We start from the raw sequence: 18,335 nt of genomic DNA on the forward strand, positions 1-18,335 counted from the left end.
TAATTTGTATATGCTAACTATATTATTATAATCAAGGTTATTTTGCTATGATGACTTTACAAGAAGAAAAAATTCAAGCACCTGTTTTTTTTAAAGAATATATTGATGGGCGAATTATCCTCAATATTGGTGAGTATAATCATCCTTTGATTCTATCTTCTACAGAGGTGTTAGAATATCAAGATAAAATTAGTGATATTAACAGCATTAATCAAGGTCATCTTGATCTTGTGTTATCAACAAGTCCAGAGATCATCATTATTGGTACAGGGAAGAGGCAATTATTACCTCCAATAGAGATAATTAATAAGCTAGCAAAGGCTGGTAGAAGTGTTGATTTTATGGCAAGTGATACTGCTTGTAAGACATATAATTTACTTGTTAATGAAAATCGTAGTGTCAGTTGCATAATTATTTGATAAACGGCTATTTATTTAACAGTAATTAGTGTTATAATCGACTTTGAGTATATAACTTGTAAAAGGAGTAATATTTTATGAAAAAAATAATTAAACTTAGTCTTTTATCGTTGTCTATTACAGGTCTTGCTAGTTGTTCTACAGTATCAGGTGATAAGCCTACTGCTCAAGATCAAGCACCACAAGCTTCAGATGCAACAGCTGTTCAAGCTTCTGCGAGCACAGCGCCTACGGCTAAGATCAAGCTAAAGAAAACTAACCAAGATGATATCAAAGCTACTATCTATACTACTTATAATAACAACCCTCAAGGAAGTGTAAGATTGCAGTGGCAAGCTCCAGAAGGATCTAAGTGCCATGATACTAGTTTCCCTATCACTAAGTATGCTGAGAAGAATGATAAAACTTGGGCTACTGTGGAAATTAAACAGGGTAATAAGTATTGTAGTGGTAAATGGATAGCAAACGTTCTTTTTGATAAGCAAGTAATTGCTTCTGATTCAATCACTGTATAGTCATCCTGAAAATTGACTGAATTCTTTTAAACATCTACTCTTTAATTTAGAAAATCAGATTATTATTAAATAGCACTTTTTGCTATACTTTATTATTCTGGAATAATAACGGTAATAAGTTTTATGAAAAAGGTTTTTTAATAGCATCTGTGGTATTGCTGGCAGTACTAAGTCTTAGTTCTTGTGGATCTATGTAGTGCAGAACAAATCTAACAGCTTCAGCAGACTCAAAAACAATTGAGCGAGCAAGCATCTCAGAATCTTGCTAATATCGATAGTCTGCAAACTAAAATAGTCAAGTATAGGTTACAAGCAGATGATTTACAGAAAGAATCAGATAAATTAGGCAGTGATATCGGTGATCTCAAGAAAGCGTATAGTAACTTTAGTGATCCAAATAATGATAATGCAATAGCTGTTAATAAAGAATTAGTACAAAAGACTCTCCAAAAAGCTAAAATTGATGAGAAAATAAATGAGTATCGAACTCTTGCAAATGGATATCAATCGCAGATAAATAATCTAAAAGCTACTTCACAAACTCAAGCTAACCAAGCATCTAAAATAGCTCAACAAATTGTAGAGCTTCAGTCTAAATCAAAATAATATATATATTTGTTATCTTGAGTTGTTAATCTTCTTTACTTAAGGTGTCTAGCTGATAAAATATATGTTTATAAGACTATACAGATAAACTTAATATATGAAAAATAATCTATCAACTTTATTAATTTGCTTAAATTCTTTAATGGCCTTGATGCTAACAGCTTGTACTTCACATACAGAAAAATTAGCTGAGTTACAAAAAAAAATCAGCAACAAATACAGCAGCAGACTGTGGTCCTCCAAGAGGAAATAGCTAAGGTTCAGCAGAAGGCTGATAAATATGAGAAGCTATCTAATAAATATGAGAGTTTATTGGATAAGCAACAGCAAGAGATTGATAAGATGGAGGCTCAGCATGCTAAACTTAGTAAAGAGAATACAGCTGAAGCATTAGCTAAAAAACAAGAATTAAAAGCACAGTTAATGAAATCTGCCCAAGATTCTGTACATATTCAAAAAAGACTTAAGCGCTATACTAAAAAAGCATCTATTTATAGAGAAAAATCTCAGAAGTTAGAAGAACAAATAAAGCAAACTCAAGATAATCTTGAGCAAACGAATCAAGAAATTCAACAACTTAAAGATAAGATAGTCATTGAGCAAAAAGGAAACTAAAAAGTAATGGATAAGAATATAATGAAAAAGATTTTACTATTAGCTTTAATAACTGCGAGTTTAGCTGGATGTAGTACATATAACTCATTTGTTGATAAGCTGTATAGTTCGGATGATTCAATACAAGTTAATCCTGATGATAATCTTGATAATCCTGATCAAGAAGATCTTCAAGATAACTCAGAAGATAAACCAACAGCCACTTTGAACTTGAACTATCAGTCGGAGTCTCATGAAATTGAGGCAAAGATAATAACAAATTGGAATGGTGCACCACAAGGCACTATTTATTTAACATGGAGAGCACCTAAAGATACTAACTGCTATAGTACATCTTTCCCTATTACAAAGTTTAAAGATGCTCAAGACTATACTGTAGACAATCAGAGTGTTCTTAGTGATGATAAGGTTTGTGATGGTACTTGGACTGCTACGGTTGTTAATAAATCTGATAATTCAGAACTAGCTAAGTCTACAATTGAGATTAAATAAATTTTTCTAGTAATTTCAAATACTACAATATTTCTTATTAACATGAGTTTCTAACACGAGAATTAATTGTGAAAAACTTTGTCAAAAAGATTAATTTTAACGACTGTATATTTTATTTTCTTGCTATTTCACTATTTTGAGTATTTTTAATGCCTTTTATGAAATATACCCCACTAAATTTAGTGCCGGTGTCATCAGGGGGTAAGATTACTCATTATTTTAATGATACTTTTAGTGCGAATATTTATCTGTTTTTAGATAGATATTATATTTTTTTCTATACGCTTTGTATTGCTAGTGTCGCTATTTTGCTTAATAAGCAAAGTCTTTCTAAACTTATACAAGTATTTTTGAGCTTTGGCAATCTAGTAAGATATTCAATCTTCATGTTTTTTATATTCGGTATTGTATCTTCGGCTTTTGCTATTTCTCCTTCAATTGCATTCAAAGGTGTTAGCGTAACATTTTTACAATTTATCTGTGTATTGTTTATTTCAGGTTATGTGAGAGATAATTTTAAGTCTATACAATATTTTTATGTGATTATATTGCTCTCTTTAATTTTCTTCGGAGGAGCGTTATTTTTACAGCTATCATTGGCTAATTATTCGGTCTATGGAGCTGTGGTTGCAGGTAGCATCCAAAAAGTTTTATTATTCATATATAATTGTCTAAATCCAAGATTTTTGGATAATTACTTTAGTTGGTTTTTACCTTTGTTATTATTACCATGGTTTATTGATTTAAGACCTATTTACAAGATAGGTTCTTTTATAGCATTAACTATAGTTTAGTTTGTGTTGATAAATCATGCTTTTAGAACAATATTCGCTGAGTATATTCTAATAATACCTTTGCTTTTTATTTTTGCTCGTAAGTATTTTAAGATAGTTGTCTTGATACTTAGCTTAACTTTGGTTTGTGGAGGTTTACTAGACTTGTTCTATACTCATTTTATATCAGCGGTTGATAATACTAATATTAAGTCATCAGCAGATCTTATTAGAGGAGGTTTTAGTGGCAGGATTCCTCTATAGAATAAAGCATTCTAGATAGGTGTAGAACATCCTCTTACTGGAGGAGTAGGGCAATGGAATTACCTTGCAATTACTAAGCGACCAGATGGATATCCTCATAATTTACTACTAGAAATATGGTCGCAATGGGGTATTCCAGCTTTTATTGCTGCGATTATAGTTATTATTACTGCGGTTAAAAATTTACTTAAAAAACGTATAGATATTTGTGTTAACCCTTATCACTGTATATTTGTGATGATGCTAACAGCTGGAATGATAGATGGCATGTTAAATGCTATGTTTAAAACATCGCTAGGATTATTTGGTTGCGTGTTTGTATTTGGCTTTTGCGTATCTATTTTTGTAAAACAATCTAAGCAGAATACTGATGTGTCAGTTGTAAGCTATATAGTAGTTGGAACATTAATATTTGTTAGTATATTTTGTATAACAATATTACCTCTTATATTTCCACCTATGTGGATTTAGGTTTTGGCTTAATTAATATTGTTGAAACTATATTTTAAAATTTAAAAGGATTAATTATTTTTATCATGTTGAAATAAATTCAAGATGGCAAGGTATACTGCTTATACATAATAGGCTAAAATATTATCTATTTAAGGGGGTTTATCTATAAATTATTGATTATGCTTGGCTTCAAGAAAACTATAAAATTTAAATTTTGCTGATGTAAATATTTGTATTAATTATTTTCTTCCCAAGGTACAGCGTAATCACATTCTGTATTTGGACATGCTTTTTGTTCACCATCTTTTTTAGTTGTTTTATGTAAAAGTATTGGGGATTTACATTTTGGACATTCTTCTTTTATTGGTGGATACCAGTAAGCATTTTTACATTTAGGGAAGCCTGAGCAAGCATAAAATACTTTGCCTTTGCGAGATTTTTTCTCAACAATGTGATTTTTATTGCACTTAGGGCATAATACACCGGTATCTTTAGGTTTTTCGAGAGGTTCCATGTGTTTACATGTTGGGTAATTAGAACAGCCAATAAACTTACCATAACGTCCTTGCTTGATGTGTAGATCAGATTCGCACTCTGGGCATTTTCTACCTTCGACAATAGTAGGTTCTTCTTTTTCTATTTCTTTACCATCATTATCAATGCGACGAGTGTATTTACAGGTAGGGTAGTTTGTACAACCAATAAATCTACCATTTTTACCTAAGCGAGATGATAATTTACTACCACATTCAGGGCAATCTTCATCAAGTTCCTCTTGGACTACATCTTTACGAGATATACCTTCAGAGATTTTATTGATTCTTTCAATGAAAGGTTTCCAAAAGTTGTTTAGTACGGTTAAATAATTGTTTTTATGATTGGCGATTCCATCAAGTTCTTTTTCTAGTCCTGCCGTATAAGAATACTCAATATATTTTTTAAAATACTCGGTTAAGAATTTATTTACAATACGACCTTTGTCTGTAGGTATGAAGCGACGTTTATCAACCTCTACATAGTCTCTTTGTTGTAATGTTGAAATGATAGTGGCGTACGTCGATGGTCTGCCAATACCATGTTTTTCTAAAGCTTTAACTAAAGATGCTTCGGTGTAACGAGGGGGAGGTTCAGTTGAGTGAGCCTTTATTATGATATCACTTAATGGTATTTTTTCACCTTTTTCAAACTTCGGTAAAGTTTGCTCATCATCTTCATCTTTTTCATCTTCATCTTTTTCAACATTATAGATTTTTAAAAATCCTGCATCGACAATGACAGTTCCTGTAACTCTGAATTTGTGCTTTGTGTTTTCTGTTATTAAATCAACAGATGCGCTATTTAATGTTGCATGCTTCATTTGGCAAGCAATAGTTCTATTATATATTAGGCTATACAGTTTAAACTCGTCTGAAGTTAAGTGTTGCTTGATTGATTCAGGAGTTCTATTTGCAGCTGTTACACGGATAGCTTCATGAGCTTCTTGAGCATTTTGTGACTTTTTGCCAAAAATTCTAGGCTTAGATGGTAGCATGTCATTATCAAATTTAGACTCAATAATGTTTCTTATGTCATTTAGAGCATCATTGGATAGGTTGGTTGAGTCTGTTCTCATATAAGATATAAGACCCACAGATTCACCATTACCAAGATCAATACCTTCATAAAGTTTCTGAGCTGTAGACATTGTTCTTTGGGCAGTGAAGCCTAATTTCTTTGAAGCTTCTTGTTGAAGTGTCGATGTTATAAAAGGAGGATAGGGGTTTCTTCTAGTTTTCTTTTCTGTAATTCCTTCAACTATCAAAAATCCGTTTGCATCTTTAACAATGGTAGATTTAGCTTTGTCAGCATCTTTTTCAGCAGTAAAAGTAAATTGTTCTACTTTAGTTTTATTAAACTCTATTAAATTTGCAAATATTTGTTTTTGTTTAAAAACATCAGCAGTTAAACTCCAATAGTCTTGTTTTATGAAGTTTTCACGCTCTATTTCACGCTCAACGATCATTCTCAAAGCGGGGCTTTGGACTCTTCCTGCTGATAATCCACTAGTTATTTTGCGCCATAGCAAAGGCGATAAATTAAAACCAACTAGAAAGTCTAATGCTTGCCGAGCTTTTTGAGCATTAACTAAATCCATAGAAAGTTCTTTTGGATTCTCTATGGCATTTGTTACTGCTGATTTTGTAATCTCATTAAATGTGACACGATAAACATTTTTATCTTTTAGTAAGCGCGCATTTTTGAGTACTTCTTGTACATGCCAAGATATGGCTTCTCCCTCCCTATCTGGGTCGGTAGCAAGATATATGTTTTCGGCATTTTTTGCAGATTTTTTGATAGCATCTAAATGTTTCTTGCTTTTTTCACTTGTTGTAAACTTGATTTTAAAGTCATCATTTACATCAATAGAGGTATCTTTAGAAGGTATTTCTCTAACATGTCCAAATGATGCTAAAATATTAAAATCGTTACCAAGATATTTTTTTATAGTCTTCGTTTTGGCTGGTGACTCTACAATTACTAAATTTTTTGCCATTTTTAACCTTTGAAATAATTTTGTATAAAAAGAGTATTTCTATGAATACTCGCAAGTGAATTAATAAAATATAAGAAAACAGTCAGCTTATCAATAGTTAATGTATAAAAGTTGGTTTTATAGCAAGCAAATATAGACTATAATTTCTTGAGTACTCTATATAATAAGTTAATTTATATATTTTAAGGTTTTTTTTAAATGAATCAAAAATGTGCAAAAGTTGTGTCTTTGTTGCAACAAAAAGGTGGCTCAGGAAAAACAACAACAGCAATTAATATTGCGTGTGGCCTAAAAGAGCAAGGCTACAAAGTTGCTATAGTTGATATGGATAAAGATAAACCAGATGCATACATGTGGATGACAAAAAAAAGTGATGCTAGTGATTTTGTTTATAACCTTGACGAGAAAAATGTAAGAGAAAAAGTTATGGAATTAAAACAGAATTTAGATTTTGTTGTTATTGATACGCCACCTAATTTTCAAACAGCGGCTTTGAAGTCAGCACTGCTATCTGACTTAGTAGTTATACCGTGTTCTCCAAGTGGTATGGATTTGTCAGGTTTGATAGAAGCTAAAGATTTGGCTTTAACAGCTGAGAAGCCATACAAGTTTTTTGCCAATAGAGTGCAAATGCAATCAAATATGGCAAAGAGCTTACTAGAATTTTTTGAAGAAGATGGAAATTTCTTTGAAGCTTATGTCTCTCAAAGTGTTAAGTTCATTGAGGCTGAAGCTGAAGGAGTATATGTTGGTGATTATGCGAAACAAAGCAAAGTACATATTCAGGTTAAAAAACTCGCTAGAGAAATAATTGAGTTTTTTGGAGAAGAAAAATAATGGTTAAGAAAGTTTCTTTAATGAACCGTAAAACTAATCCTAAAATTCATGATGCAGTAGCCCAAGAAAAAAAAGATATTCTTAGAGCTATGCAATTACAGGAGCTTAGTGATCAAGCAAGCAAAGTAGGTCAACTTTTTGAATTGCCTTTGAATCTTGTTAAACCTGATGCTAATCAGCCAAGAAAGACATTTAATAATATTGATTCTCTTGCGGAAAGTATTCGAGAAAATGGTATTATTCAGCCAATTATTGTTACTGCTAAAAAAGATGATGGAGTACATCATATAATTGCTGGAGAAAGAAGGTATTTAGCAAGTCAAAAAGCAGGTTTGACAACTATACCGTGTATTGTAAGACAAGAAGAGTCTGATGCTAGTATTATTTTATTACAGCTTTTAGAAAATGATCAAAGAGAGAATGTATCACCGTTTGAAGAGTCTGATGCATTAAGAGATTTGATTGAAAATAAGAATGTTAAAAAGTCTGATATAGCCAAAGTCCTAGGTCGGGATAATAGTTGGATATCGATGCGTCTAAAAATAGCAGATGCTGAAGATAACATTCGTGAATTATCAAATAAAGGCATTATTGAAGATGTAAGAACTTTATATGAACTTAAAAAGTTCGCAGAAGAGATACCCGAAGGTGCTCAACAGTTTATTCAAAAAGTTTTAGAAAATAAAATATCAGGATCATATCGTAGTGCTATCACTAGATATAGAGATAACTGGAAGCGTAAAGCTGAGATATTAGATAGTGAAAAGATTAATGTGATTAATATCAATAATATTTCTAAAGATGGTAATCTTCTGATAATAAAGGGTGCCAGAGGGGATTCAAAGAATCATAGCTATACTTTTGAGATAACAGAAGAATTTAAAAAAATATTATTTGATGCATTAATAAGTTAATAAAATTAAGATGAAAATAGCAATATTACAAACAGACCATATTCCAGAGCATCGACGAGGGGTTGCAGGTGGTAATTACCCTGAGATGTTTGCTAATCTTTTTTTTAAATTGTCTGTGGTTGTTGATTTTGATATTTATGATGTAACTATCCAAGAATATCCAGAGAATTATGATATTTATGATGGTTTTATTATTACAGGTAGTAAGGCTACTGCTTTTGATGATCTTGGTTGGATTATTAAGTTAAAAGCTGAAATAAAGAGGCTTTACAAACATAATAGAAAGATTATAGGTATCTGTTTTGGACATCAAATTTTAGCTCAAGCCCTTGGTGGAAGAGTAGAGAGAGGTCCTAAGGGGTTTGCAGTAGGTGTACGTAATGTTGAGGTTTTAATAAAGAAACCATGGATGAATCCGTTTCATAACTATCTAAGTTTATTATTTTATCATCAAGATATGATAGTTGAGCTACCTAAGGATGCTGAACTTATAAGCACAATAGATTATTGTAAAGCTCGAATGTTTTGCATCAATAATCATATTTTAGGGATACAGGCTTATCATGAGATGCTAAAAGTACATAATCATACTCTTATAAAAGAATACCAAGATGATATAAAAAATGAATTTCATCATGCTTTAGAAAGTTTGAGAATTAGGGATAATGGTTTAATAATAGCCCACTAGATGGCTAATTTTTTTGAGTATAAGGATTAGGTATGCAACAAATAGGTAGAATTGTAGTCTTTGGTGATAGCCTTTTGGATAATGGTAATATTATGAAGACATTAGATATACCAGGTAAACCATATCATGATGGCAGATTTTCAAATGGGCTTGTTTCAACAGAGGTTTTGGCTGAAATCTTGGCTAAAGATCAAAAAATGCAAGAAATTAAACATAAGAATTATGCAATAGGTGGGGCATTGACCCATGGAGTTAATCCTTCATCTCTATTACGTTATCATTCGTTTGCAGTATCTGATCAAGTTGCTAGATTTGAGAATGAAGAAGGTCGTTTTGCTGCTGATGATTTGGTTATTGTCAATGGTGGAGCAAATAACTTCATGTTTATGGTATATAATGAAATACCATATATAAATCTAATGCCAAAATTTAGAGTAGCTAGAGACTTAAATAAAATTGTCCGTAAAGTTATAAAAATGGGTGCTAAAAATATAATCTTGTGGAATATTCCAGATGTAACTAGAGCACCAGGATACAAAGAGTATCTTTCTAACTGGGTTGGTAAATTTTTTAAGTCATATTTGAAAACTAATATAAATTTGCAAAATGGATTATTAAGAAATCGTGTGGCAGAGCTTCAAATGCTTTTTCCAAGTGTTAATCTTAAGCTTTTTGACTTTTTTACCTTATTAAATGATTGTATTGATTCTCCAAGAAAATATGGATTTGAAAATGTTACTGATGCTTGTGTTGATAGTTATGGTGGTGCGGATTCTTTGGGTAATATTCAATATGATATAGACATACTTGGAGACCCTGAGAAATATTTATGCTGGGACTATTGCCATCCCACTGCGAAGGCTAATAGAGTTGTGGCAAATAAAATGCTGGAGTTGTGGAAGCATGATATCTAATTTTTACCCTTTAAATCCAGTTGCCACAACGTAGAATTCTCTTGATTTGGGTTTTGATGATTTGGGCTTGAATTGAACTACCTTATTGAAAGATTCTCTCACTAATTTAAGATACTCATCACTTCCTTGACCTTGAAAAACCTTTGCAACAAAAGAGCCATTTTTATTAAGATTTGTAGTCGCAAAGTCTAGAGCAAGTTCAAGAAGGTAAATTGATCTTGCCTGATCAGAGGTTTTGTTTCCACTTAGGTTTTGGGCCATATCAGATATTACACAGTCAATCTTGTTGTTATTTATAAGTTGATTTAGCTTTTCGTAAGTTTCATCACTAGAAAAGTTTCCCTGGATAAATTCGACACCAGCAATAGGAGTCATTTCAAGTAAATCAAGAGCAATAAGTTTACCATTATTGCCTATAAACTTTATTACTTGTTCTGACCACCCTCCTGGAGCAGCTCCAAGATCAACTATAAACATGTTTTGCTTGAATAAGTTATATTTATCTTGTATTTCAAGAATTTTGAAACTAGCCCTGCTTCGATAGCCAAGTTTATTGGCTTGAGCTACATAGTAATCAGAAGTATGCTCTTGAATCCATTTCTTAGTACTAGAACCTTTAGACATAGTTATCTTAGAATTTTTTCTTTATATTGTATGAATATTTTATAAATAAATAAAGCATGCTGATGGATATTGTTTTTATGTATATCAAAAGCTTATAAAACAGATGTTTTAGAGTTATAATTAATTTAGTAGGGTTCTCATGTTTTGAGTTTAGAATGTATAGAAAAATATTTGTGGTCTGTTTAATAGGTTTGTCTATGACCTCTTGTACTATAAAAGAAGATATTCAGGATAATATTGATCACTACGATAAGTTAACAAGGTATAGTAAAGCCAAAGAAGTTAGTTATAGTAAGCATACAAATGATATTGATGGTGCTAGATTTTTAGTTGCAAATTATCCAGATCAAGTTATTTGTTTAGATGGTAAAGATTTTGATGACAGATATAAGAAGCTAGTAGAGTATCTTAAAGATAATGGCTATACAGTTATGATAAATGAGAAGCTGCCTCAAACAGCTACTGTTATCGCTGAACTTAATAAACCTCTTCCTGATATGAAGTATATGGGAGTTATAATGGAGCAAGATTCAAAAATGGGTCAAACTGTATATAGTATCTCTTATGGAGGTAATGAGTTTAAAGCTCGACAATTTTATACTAACTATAAGAAAACGCTATGACTTTTTAGTAAATAATGATGCAAAGATGAGAAGTATTACTCCACATGTTATTGCTGAATCAGCTATGTTAAAAGATGGCCAGTGGTAATTACCAATATAAAAATCTAAAAAGTCTATGACATAACCTTGAAAAGCTCGATCATAGAAGTTACCCAGTGCTCCTCCTAATATAAGTGAGAATGAAACTAAGTTAAGTCTTGCACTAGTAGGTTGTTTGATGATTAGATATATAAGTATGATCGCTGCGATTAATGAAATAGTGGCAAACATAATCATTTGCCATGATGTTTGATCATTACTTAGTAGGCTGAATGCAGCGCCATGATTGTATAATAAAGTAAAATTGAAGAAGCTAGTTACTTTTACAGGTTGGGCAAATTCTAATTGTGTATTAGCCAAATACTTTGTGTATAGATCAGCAATTATAATAGCAATTGCCAGGATAAAATATTTAAGCTTAGGTTTAAGCGAATTCACGTGATTCTCCGTCTTCAGTAGTAATATTTTCAACGCAACGACTGCAGATATCTTGATATTCTTGATTTTGACCTACAGTAGCACTACGATGCCAACATCTTTCACATTTTGGCTCTTCAATCTTATTCACTTCAATATTTAGACCAGTGATATTTGATTCAATGGAGTCATTTGTTTTTTCTTCAATAGTTCTCAGACTTGCTTTTGATGATATAAGTAAGAATCTCAGTTCATTGCTAAGCTTCTCTAGAAGTTTATAATTATCATTATCTGCATATATTATAATTTCTGCTTCTAATGATGCTTTAATTACTTCTTCATTTCTTTTAATTTCAAGTACTCTATTGACTTCTGAGCGTATTTCTTGAATTTTTGCCCAGAAATCTAGATTTAATTCATCTTGATCATTACATGATTTTAGATCAGTATACCATTCACAAAGTTGAATAGGTAAATCTGTTGTTTTTGGCGTAGCTTCCCAAATCTCATCAGCTGTATATGAAAGTATAGGAGACATCCACCTTACTAGAGCATGTACTATATGATATATGCCAGTCTGAGCTGATTTACGCGGATGACCATCTGCTTTTGCAGTATATTGTCTATCTTTGATAATATCTAGATAGAAGCTACCCATTTCAATAGAGCAAAAGTGGTGGATCAATTGAGCTATAGTATGAGTTTGATATTTATCGTAAGCTTCAATTATTTTGTCTTGGAATTCTTTTGTTTTAGCTATTGCCCATTGATCTAATTTGACTAGTTTGTCAAACTCAATAATATCTGTTTCTGGATTAAAGCCTTCTAAGTTTGATAATAAGAATCTAGCAGTATTACGCAATCTACGATAAGTATCTGCAGTTCTTTTTAGAATCTGATCAGAAACAGCCATTTCGCTCTTGTAATCAGTAGATGCTGTCCATAGACGAAGTATATCTGCACCTAGGGTATTATAAATATCTTGAGGTGAAGTTACATTACCTAGAGATTTAGACATTTTACGTCCATGCTCGTCAACTACAAAACCATGGGTAAAAACTTTCTTGTAAGGTTGGCTACCTTTGGCAGACATAGCCACTAATAGAGATGTTTGGAACCAGCCACGATGTTGATCAGAACCTTCTAAATACAAATCAGCAGGGTAGCTTAAACCTTTGTCTATATCTAAAATACACATGCTTGATGAACCAGAGTCAAACCATACATCCAATGTATCTTTCACACGTTTATATGCATCTGTCTCAGCTAAGAAATCATTATCATCAGCATTAAACCATGCCTCAATACCACCTTTTTCTATCTTTTGAGCTACTTTGTGAAGTATCTCAATAGTATTAGGATGTAGTTCTTCAGTTTCTTTATGGATGAATAATGGTAGTGGTACGCCCCATGCTCTTTGACGAGATATACACCAATCTGGTCTATCTTTAATCATACCCTCTATACGAGCTTGTCCCCAGCTAGGGGCCCAGCTAGTTTCTTTAATTGCCTCTATAGCCTTTTCTCGTAAACCTTCTTTTTCCATGCTAATAAACCATTGAGGTGTAGCTCTGAATATCAAAGGAGTTTTATGGCGCCAGCAATGAGGATAGCTATGTTTAAGTTTATCGAAGCTCATTAGACGCTTTTTCTCGCCAAGAAGTTCAATAACTCTATCATTTGCTTTAAATACAAATTCGCCAGCAAATAGTTTAGTGTTTTCACTATAGCAACCATTGCCTTTTACAAAAATCTCCATGGATAAATCATGCTCTTTTCCGAGAGTGAAATCTTCAACACCATGAGTAGGTGCTGTATGAACCATCCCTGTACCTGAATCATCAGTTACATGGTCACCATGTAAGATAGGTACATGGCGGCTATAGAAGGGATGTTCTGCAATAATACCGATCAGTTTATCTCCACTTGTGCTAGCTATAACCTGAGAGTTTTCAATGGTATATCTTTTGAGTGTTTGCTCCACTAAATTCTCTGCCAAAATAATATAAAAGTCTTCGATTTTTATTAGACTATAGTTAAGTTGATTATTGACAACAATCGCTTGATTAGCAGGTAATGTCCATGGAGTAGTTGTCCAAATTATTGCAAAAGCATCATGGTTTAAAGATTCTAAACCAAAAGCTTTAGCAAGTTTCTCTTTGTCTTTGATTTTAAATTTAACATCAATTGCTGGTGAGATTTTATCTTTGTATTCGACTTCAGCTTCAGCAAGTGCGGATCCGCAGTCAGTACACCAGTGAACAGGCTTGAATCCTTTTGTTAGATGTTTGTTTTCGATTATTTTAGCTAATGTTCTAATCATATTAGCCTCATAGCTAAAGTCCATAGTCAAATAAGGCTGTTCCCACTGACCTAATACACCAAGTCTCTTAAAGTCTTTCTTTTGTATTTCTACTTGTTGTTTTGCATATTTACGGCACTCTTTTCTAAAAGCATCTTCAGATATTTTCTGACCAGCTTTGCCGTATTTCTTTTCGACTTGTAATTCTATTGGTAAGCCATGACAATCCCAAGTTGGAATATAAGGAGCATTAAAACCGCTCAATGTTTTCGATTTGACGATTATGTCTTTTAGGATTTTATTAACAGTATGCCCAACATGTATGCTCCCATTAGCATATGGAGGGCCATCATGTAATACAAATTTATCGCGACCAGCAAAATGCTCTCTAATTTTCTTATAAATACCTTGTTTTTCCCATTTGTTGAGGATCATTGGTTCTTTGCTAGCTAAGTTGCCTTTCATTGAGAAAGAAGTTTTGGGAAGATTTAAGGTGTCTTTATAGTCACTCATTTGGATTCCTTAGGTATTTAAATAAGTTATGTTTGAAATTAAAATTACTTAAGCTTAAATTATAAAGTACAAAGATGATTATGTTAATAGATAAATTACATAAAAAACATAGATAGTAATTAGTTTGTTTGATGGTTCTTTTTATAGAGGATAATCATTATTGAATAAATAAGTATAGAGCAGTACAGAGCATTACCATGAAAATTTTAAAAAGCTAAAGTCCCAATAAAAGAACCTGTTAAAAAAATAATATTAATATTATGTATAGTTTAAGTTTCCATGTGGCAATTTTTCTATTTTTTGTTTTATAAGCAATAGGTAGTCCTAAGTCGGTAGTAGTTCCTGTCATGTGAGTAGTTCTAATTATTGCCGAGCCATAGTATGTTGTCATAGCATTTTGTAATCCCATTGTCATAGCAAGAATATATTCACAGTAGCTTAGATGTGAATTTAAAAATAAAATGGCAATAATAATTAGAAGTAGTTGTAATATTAAGTTGGTAGGGTAGCTGTAGTCTTGATTGTAATGAGGACTTTTTATGATTAATCCACTAATTATAGTACCTACTAAAAAAAGATAACTAGCAAGATCATTCTTGCAAATATTAAAAACTCTCCATTAGATAAAAATACACCAGCATATGTTAAATTACCTGTTACATAACCTACTGAGTTTTGTAGAAAACTTATTAGTGTTGCTGCATTGATATAACCACCATTAAAGGGTAGAAGTGCAGCTGATAAAATATATCCATGATGTTGGTTGCGAAATAGAGTTTTTCATTTGATGTCTTAGTTTATGATTATATTTATTTGTTATCTAGTCAAAGAAATTAAATTAGTTAATATTTTTAGACTAAAAGAAAAATTTGTGTAATTAATTGAAAAAATATTTTTTTGCAATCTCGACATCTTTATATATTTGGGTTTTTAGTTCATCAAACGAATTAAATTTTTTTTCAGGTCGGATGAAAGCAATAATTTCGGTTGTTATATGTTTGCCATATATAAATTCATCAAAATTAAAAATATGTGTTTCTAAAAGATTATTTTTACCATTTATTGTAGGTCTAGTTCCAGCATTACTAATACCAAAAAATACTTGATCATCTATATAAATTTTTGATAAATATACTCCTTTAAGGACAGAGTTCTTTAGGAGTTTCTGGTTTACAGTAGGAAACCCAATTTTTCTACCATTTTTTTGTCCATGTAAAACTCTTGAATTAATTTTTAGTGAGCTACCTATTAGTTTATTAGCGTGTTCAATATCCTGTTCGGCAATAGCTTGACGAATTTGGCTACTACTTATACGGTGGTTATCAAGATTTAGAGTAGAAATTCTATCTACCGTGAAATCATGGGTTAGAGAATATTGTTTTAGTAAAGCGTAATCGCCAATCCGATTTCTACCGAATTTAAAATCATCTCCTACTATGATATGCTTAGTATTTAATTTTCTAACAAGAAAATCTTCGATAAAGTCTTTTGCTTCAATATTCGCAAACCTTTGATTAAATTTGTGACAAATTATATGTTCGATTCCCATTTTGTGGAGATTGATAACCTTATTTCTAAAGTCATATATTCTTGTAGGAGCTATTTCCTTCAGAAAAAATTCTTTAGGTAGAGGTTCAAAAAACATAATATAAGGTACTAGATCGTTTTCTTTAGCAATAGATATAAGCTTTTGTATAATTGCCTGATGTCCTAAGTGAACACCATCGAATGACCCTATGGCTACAGCTTTAGCTAAAGAATTATTAGTTTTGTTTAAGTTTGTAATAATTTTCATTATAAAAAGAAGGTTTAAAGTTATTTTATTTAGGAGTATAATAACGTATAGTATTCATTTTTTGTTGAAAAAAAGCAATTACTGATAGATACTTATCTGTTAGATATTTAGAGTTATCGTGTAGTACAAATTTTATTGAGTGGTTTAGTCATGGCAGGTGAAAAAAGAGTTAGAAAATTAAGAAATAAAATTGGTAAGGTTTTTGCGATTGAAACAAATCTTACTGGTAGGCAGTTGTTAAATAATCGTGTTTTGAACAAAGATGTTGCCTTCAGTCAAGAAGAGAGAATTGCTTTTGATCTTATTGGTTATCTTCCTGAGAAGGTTGAGAGTCTTAATGAACAAGCAGCTAGGGTAAAAAGACAGTTAAAACTCAAGCCAAATGCACTAGAGAAGTATGTTTTTTTGAATAGATTGCATGATCTAAATACAACTCTTTTTTATCATTTTGTCAGAGAAAATCTTGAAGAAATAATGCCGATTATATATACGCCTACAGTAGGTGAGGCGGTACAAAAATATAGTAGTTCCTTTAGGAAGCAAAGTGGACTTTTCTTATCTATAAGTCATAAAAAACACATTGCTAAGATTTTAGAAAGATATGAGTACAACAGTATTGACTTAGTGCTTGTTACAGATGGTGAAGCGGTTCTTGGTATAGGCGATCAAGGTATTGGCGGTATGAATATTGGCATTGGTAAGATCATGGTGTATGTTGCTGCTAGTGGTATAGATCCAGCGAGAGTATTGCCAGTTCAGCTTGATATGGGCACAAATAATGATTCTTTGTTGAATGCTCAAGGTTATTTGGGTATTAGGTTACCTAGAGTTTCAGGTGAGACTTATGATGAGTTCATCGATGAGTTTGTAACTCAAGTTAAAGCAAGATTCCCTAATGTCTTCTTGCATTGGGAAGACATTGGACGTGATAATGCTACTCGTATTCTTGAGAAATATAAAGATAAACTATGTACATTTAATGATGATATAGAAGGTACGGGTATTGTTGCCGCTGCAAACTGTATTGCAGCTGTTAAGACAGCAAATGGCAAAAGAATAGCAGCGGGCGAATTAACAGTTGAAGAAGCTCTAAGTAGTATATGTGATATCAAAATAGTTGTATTTGGTGCCGGAAGTGCGGGTTGCGGTATTGCAATACAGCTTGCGGATGTAATATCAGATAGAGCGAGAGTCTCTATAGAGGAAGCTATGAAAAGTATTTATCTAGTTGATAGGTACGGTTTGATTTGCGATAAATTAAGAGCTAAGAGAATTACACCAGAGCAAAAACCTTTTGTTAAATCTAGTGAAGAGATTGATAGTTGGAAAGTTGAAGATCCAAACTACATAACACTAGAAGAGGCTGTTAAAAACACTAAGTGTGATATTTTAATTGGAACGTCTGGTCAACCAAGATCATTTACTGAAGAGATTATTAAAACAATGGCTAAAAATAATAATTATCCAATTATTATGCCTTTGTCTAATCCTACATCACTATGTGAAGCATTACCTGAAGATATTATCAAGTGGACAGAAGGTAGAGCATTGATAGCAGCGGGTAGTCCATTTCCAGATGTTACTTATAATGGTTGTCAGTATCGTATATCTCAGGGTAATAATGCGTTTATATTCCCAGGTTTAGGCTTAGGTTCAGTTGCGGTGTACGCTAGAGTGCTAACTAAAGGTATGATAAGAGCAGCTTGTTATCGTTTAAGTGAACTTTCACCGATGGTTATCAATGAGGATATAACACAACCGTTACTTGCTAAGATATCTGACTTGGTAGAGGTAACGAAGGAAATAATAAAAGCAGTAGCTAAGCAGGCTATTTTGGAAAATGTCCATGGTGTAGATGTAGATCTAGAAGATCTTACTGAAGATGAGTTTGATGGTGAAGTAGAGAGATTAATTAATCTCTCTTCTTGGACACCAACATACGCTCCATACATGCCTATCTAAAATTGATAAACACTATCTGATTTTAATGCATAAAAAT

The 18,335-nt window shown here is 32.1% G+C and carries 17 protein-coding genes and 1 pseudogene; 12 read left to right on the plus strand and 6 right to left on the minus strand.

All coding sequences use genetic code 11. From position 1 onward, the window contains the following. Positions 1–47 precede the first annotated feature (47 nt). The 6 genes and pseudogenes from FNO12_RS02110 (at position 48) to FNO12_RS02135 (ending at position 4,155) form a co-directional block, all read left to right on the plus strand. Complete coding sequence (locus FNO12_RS02110) at positions 48–419, plus strand: Mth938-like domain-containing protein (protein WP_014714495.1); 372 nt, start codon at positions 48–50, stop codon at positions 417–419. Positions 420–496: 77 nt separating this feature from the next. Further along, entirely contained in the window at positions 497–934 is a 438-nt protein-coding gene (gene lpnA, locus FNO12_RS02115) for an outer member lipoprotein TUL4/LpnA (RefSeq protein WP_014714496.1), read from the plus strand. Positions 935–1,171: 237 nt separating this feature from the next. After that, complete coding sequence (locus tag FNO12_RS02120; RefSeq protein ID WP_014714497.1) at positions 1,172–1,540, plus strand: hypothetical protein; 369 nt, start codon at positions 1,172–1,174, stop codon at positions 1,538–1,540. A 231-nt stretch (positions 1,541–1,771) separates the two neighbouring features. Next, positions 1,772–2,155: a hypothetical protein gene (locus FNO12_RS02125; protein ID WP_231138684.1), complete on the plus strand. Its 384-nt coding sequence runs from the start codon at positions 1,772–1,774 to the stop codon at positions 2,153–2,155. 21 nt (positions 2,156–2,176) lie between these two features. After that, positions 2,177–2,647 carry a TUL4 family outer member lipoprotein LpnB gene (gene lpnB / locus FNO12_RS02130; protein ID WP_041257449.1) on the plus strand — a complete coding sequence of 157 codons (471 nt, stop codon included), beginning with the start codon at positions 2,177–2,179 and terminating at the stop codon, positions 2,645–2,647. A 68-nt stretch (positions 2,648–2,715) separates the two neighbouring features. Then, positions 2,716–4,155: pseudogene (locus tag FNO12_RS02135) on the plus strand (O-antigen ligase family protein). A gap of 217 nt (positions 4,156–4,372) precedes the next feature. Here the strand turns inward: FNO12_RS02135 and topA are convergent. Continuing rightward, on the minus strand, positions 4,373–6,670 hold the full coding sequence (topA, locus tag FNO12_RS02140) for a type I DNA topoisomerase (RefSeq protein WP_014714499.1): 2,298 nt from the start codon (positions 6,668–6,670) through the stop codon (positions 4,373–4,375). Between the two features lie 198 nt (positions 6,671–6,868). On the opposite strand from topA, the gene FNO12_RS02145 reads away from it, so the two are divergent. The 4 genes from FNO12_RS02145 to FNO12_RS02160 are packed head-to-tail and all read left to right on the plus strand — an operon-like array spanning position 6,869 to position 10,023. Beyond that, complete coding sequence (locus FNO12_RS02145) at positions 6,869–7,507, plus strand: ParA family protein (protein WP_014714500.1); 639 nt, start codon at positions 6,869–6,871, stop codon at positions 7,505–7,507. After that, positions 7,507–8,421, plus strand: coding sequence for a ParB/RepB/Spo0J family partition protein (locus FNO12_RS02150; protein WP_014714501.1), 915 nt, complete (start codon positions 7,507–7,509; stop codon positions 8,419–8,421). Before FNO12_RS02145 ends, FNO12_RS02150 begins: the two co-directional genes overlap by 1 nt. A 10-nt stretch (positions 8,422–8,431) precedes the next feature. Beyond that, positions 8,432–9,109 (plus strand): glutamine amidotransferase-related protein, encoded by a 678-nt coding sequence (locus FNO12_RS02155; protein WP_014714502.1) that lies wholly within the window; start codon positions 8,432–8,434, stop codon positions 9,107–9,109. A 32-nt stretch (positions 9,110–9,141) separates the two neighbouring features. Beyond that, positions 9,142–10,023, plus strand: coding sequence for an SGNH/GDSL hydrolase family protein (locus FNO12_RS02160; RefSeq protein WP_014714503.1), 882 nt, complete (start codon positions 9,142–9,144; stop codon positions 10,021–10,023). Positions 10,024–10,026: 3 nt separating this feature from the next. Here the strand turns inward: FNO12_RS02160 and FNO12_RS02165 are convergent, their stop codons facing one another. Further along, positions 10,027–10,647 (minus strand): RlmE family RNA methyltransferase, encoded by a 621-nt coding sequence (locus tag FNO12_RS02165; protein WP_014714504.1) that lies wholly within the window; start codon positions 10,645–10,647, stop codon positions 10,027–10,029. A 155-nt stretch (positions 10,648–10,802) separates the two neighbouring features. On the opposite strand from FNO12_RS02165, the gene FNO12_RS02170 reads away from it, so the two are divergent. Then, positions 10,803–11,270, plus strand: coding sequence for a hypothetical protein (locus tag FNO12_RS02170; RefSeq protein ID WP_014714505.1), 468 nt, complete (start codon positions 10,803–10,805; stop codon positions 11,268–11,270). On the opposite strand, the gene lspA is transcribed toward FNO12_RS02170, so the two are convergent. From lspA to ribF, 4 genes are all read right to left on the minus strand, one after another. After that, positions 11,265–11,747, minus strand: coding sequence for a signal peptidase II (gene lspA, locus FNO12_RS02175; RefSeq protein ID WP_014714506.1), 483 nt, complete (start codon positions 11,745–11,747; stop codon positions 11,265–11,267). The two genes, FNO12_RS02170 and lspA, sit on opposite strands and share 6 nt — an antisense overlap. Beyond that, on the minus strand, positions 11,734–14,541 hold the full coding sequence (gene ileS / locus FNO12_RS02180) for an isoleucine--tRNA ligase (protein ID WP_030003366.1): 2,808 nt from the start codon (positions 14,539–14,541) through the stop codon (positions 11,734–11,736). Before ileS ends, lspA begins: the two co-directional genes overlap by 14 nt. A 238-nt stretch (positions 14,542–14,779) precedes the next feature. Then, a complete protein-coding gene (locus FNO12_RS10095; RefSeq protein WP_306668693.1) occupies positions 14,780–15,145 on the minus strand; it encodes a DUF1275 family protein in 366 nt (121 codons plus the stop codon). Positions 15,146–15,418: 273 nt separating this feature from the next. Next, positions 15,419–16,336, minus strand: coding sequence for a bifunctional riboflavin kinase/FAD synthetase (gene ribF, locus FNO12_RS02190; RefSeq protein ID WP_014714509.1), 918 nt, complete (start codon positions 16,334–16,336; stop codon positions 15,419–15,421). Between the two features lie 150 nt (positions 16,337–16,486). Here ribF and FNO12_RS02195 point away from each other — a divergent pair, with 150 nt between their 5' ends. Further along, positions 16,487–18,298 (plus strand): NAD-dependent malic enzyme, encoded by a 1,812-nt coding sequence (locus tag FNO12_RS02195; protein ID WP_014714510.1) that lies wholly within the window; start codon positions 16,487–16,489, stop codon positions 18,296–18,298. Positions 18,299–18,335: the final 37 nt, after the last annotated feature.

Source organism: Francisella orientalis FNO12 (genome assembly GCF_001042525.2).
In the GTDB taxonomy this organism is placed as follows: Bacteria; Pseudomonadota; Gammaproteobacteria; order Francisellales; family Francisellaceae; genus Francisella; species Francisella orientalis.

Excerpts from the sequence above, each read along its gene's own strand:
- FNO12_RS02110 (WP_014714495.1), top strand. The coding sequence starts at position 48 with ATGATGACTTTACAAGAAGAAAAAATTCAAGCACCTGTTTTTTTTAAA.
- lpnA (WP_014714496.1), top strand. The coding sequence starts at position 497 with ATGAAAAAAATAATTAAACTTAGTCTTTTATCGTTGTCTATTACAGGT.
- lpnB (WP_041257449.1), top strand. The coding sequence starts at position 2,177 with ATGAAAAAGATTTTACTATTAGCTTTAATAACTGCGAGTTTAGCTGGA.
- topA (WP_014714499.1), bottom strand. The coding sequence starts at position 6,670 with ATGGCAAAAAATTTAGTAATTGTAGAGTCACCAGCCAAAACGAAGACT.
- FNO12_RS02145 (WP_014714500.1), top strand. The coding sequence starts at position 6,869 with ATGAATCAAAAATGTGCAAAAGTTGTGTCTTTGTTGCAACAAAAAGGT.
- FNO12_RS02150 (WP_014714501.1), top strand. The coding sequence starts at position 7,507 with ATGGTTAAGAAAGTTTCTTTAATGAACCGTAAAACTAATCCTAAAATT.
- FNO12_RS02155 (WP_014714502.1), top strand. The coding sequence starts at position 8,432 with ATGAAAATAGCAATATTACAAACAGACCATATTCCAGAGCATCGACGA.
- FNO12_RS02160 (WP_014714503.1), top strand. The coding sequence starts at position 9,142 with ATGCAACAAATAGGTAGAATTGTAGTCTTTGGTGATAGCCTTTTGGAT.
- FNO12_RS02165 (WP_014714504.1), bottom strand. The coding sequence starts at position 10,647 with ATGTCTAAAGGTTCTAGTACTAAGAAATGGATTCAAGAGCATACTTCT.
- FNO12_RS02170 (WP_014714505.1), top strand. The coding sequence starts at position 10,803 with ATGTATAGAAAAATATTTGTGGTCTGTTTAATAGGTTTGTCTATGACC.
- ileS (WP_030003366.1), bottom strand. The coding sequence starts at position 14,541 with ATGAGTGACTATAAAGACACCTTAAATCTTCCCAAAACTTCTTTCTCA.
- ribF (WP_014714509.1), bottom strand. The coding sequence starts at position 16,336 with ATGAAAATTATTACAAACTTAAACAAAACTAATAATTCTTTAGCTAAA.
- FNO12_RS02195 (WP_014714510.1), top strand. The coding sequence starts at position 16,487 with ATGGCAGGTGAAAAAAGAGTTAGAAAATTAAGAAATAAAATTGGTAAG.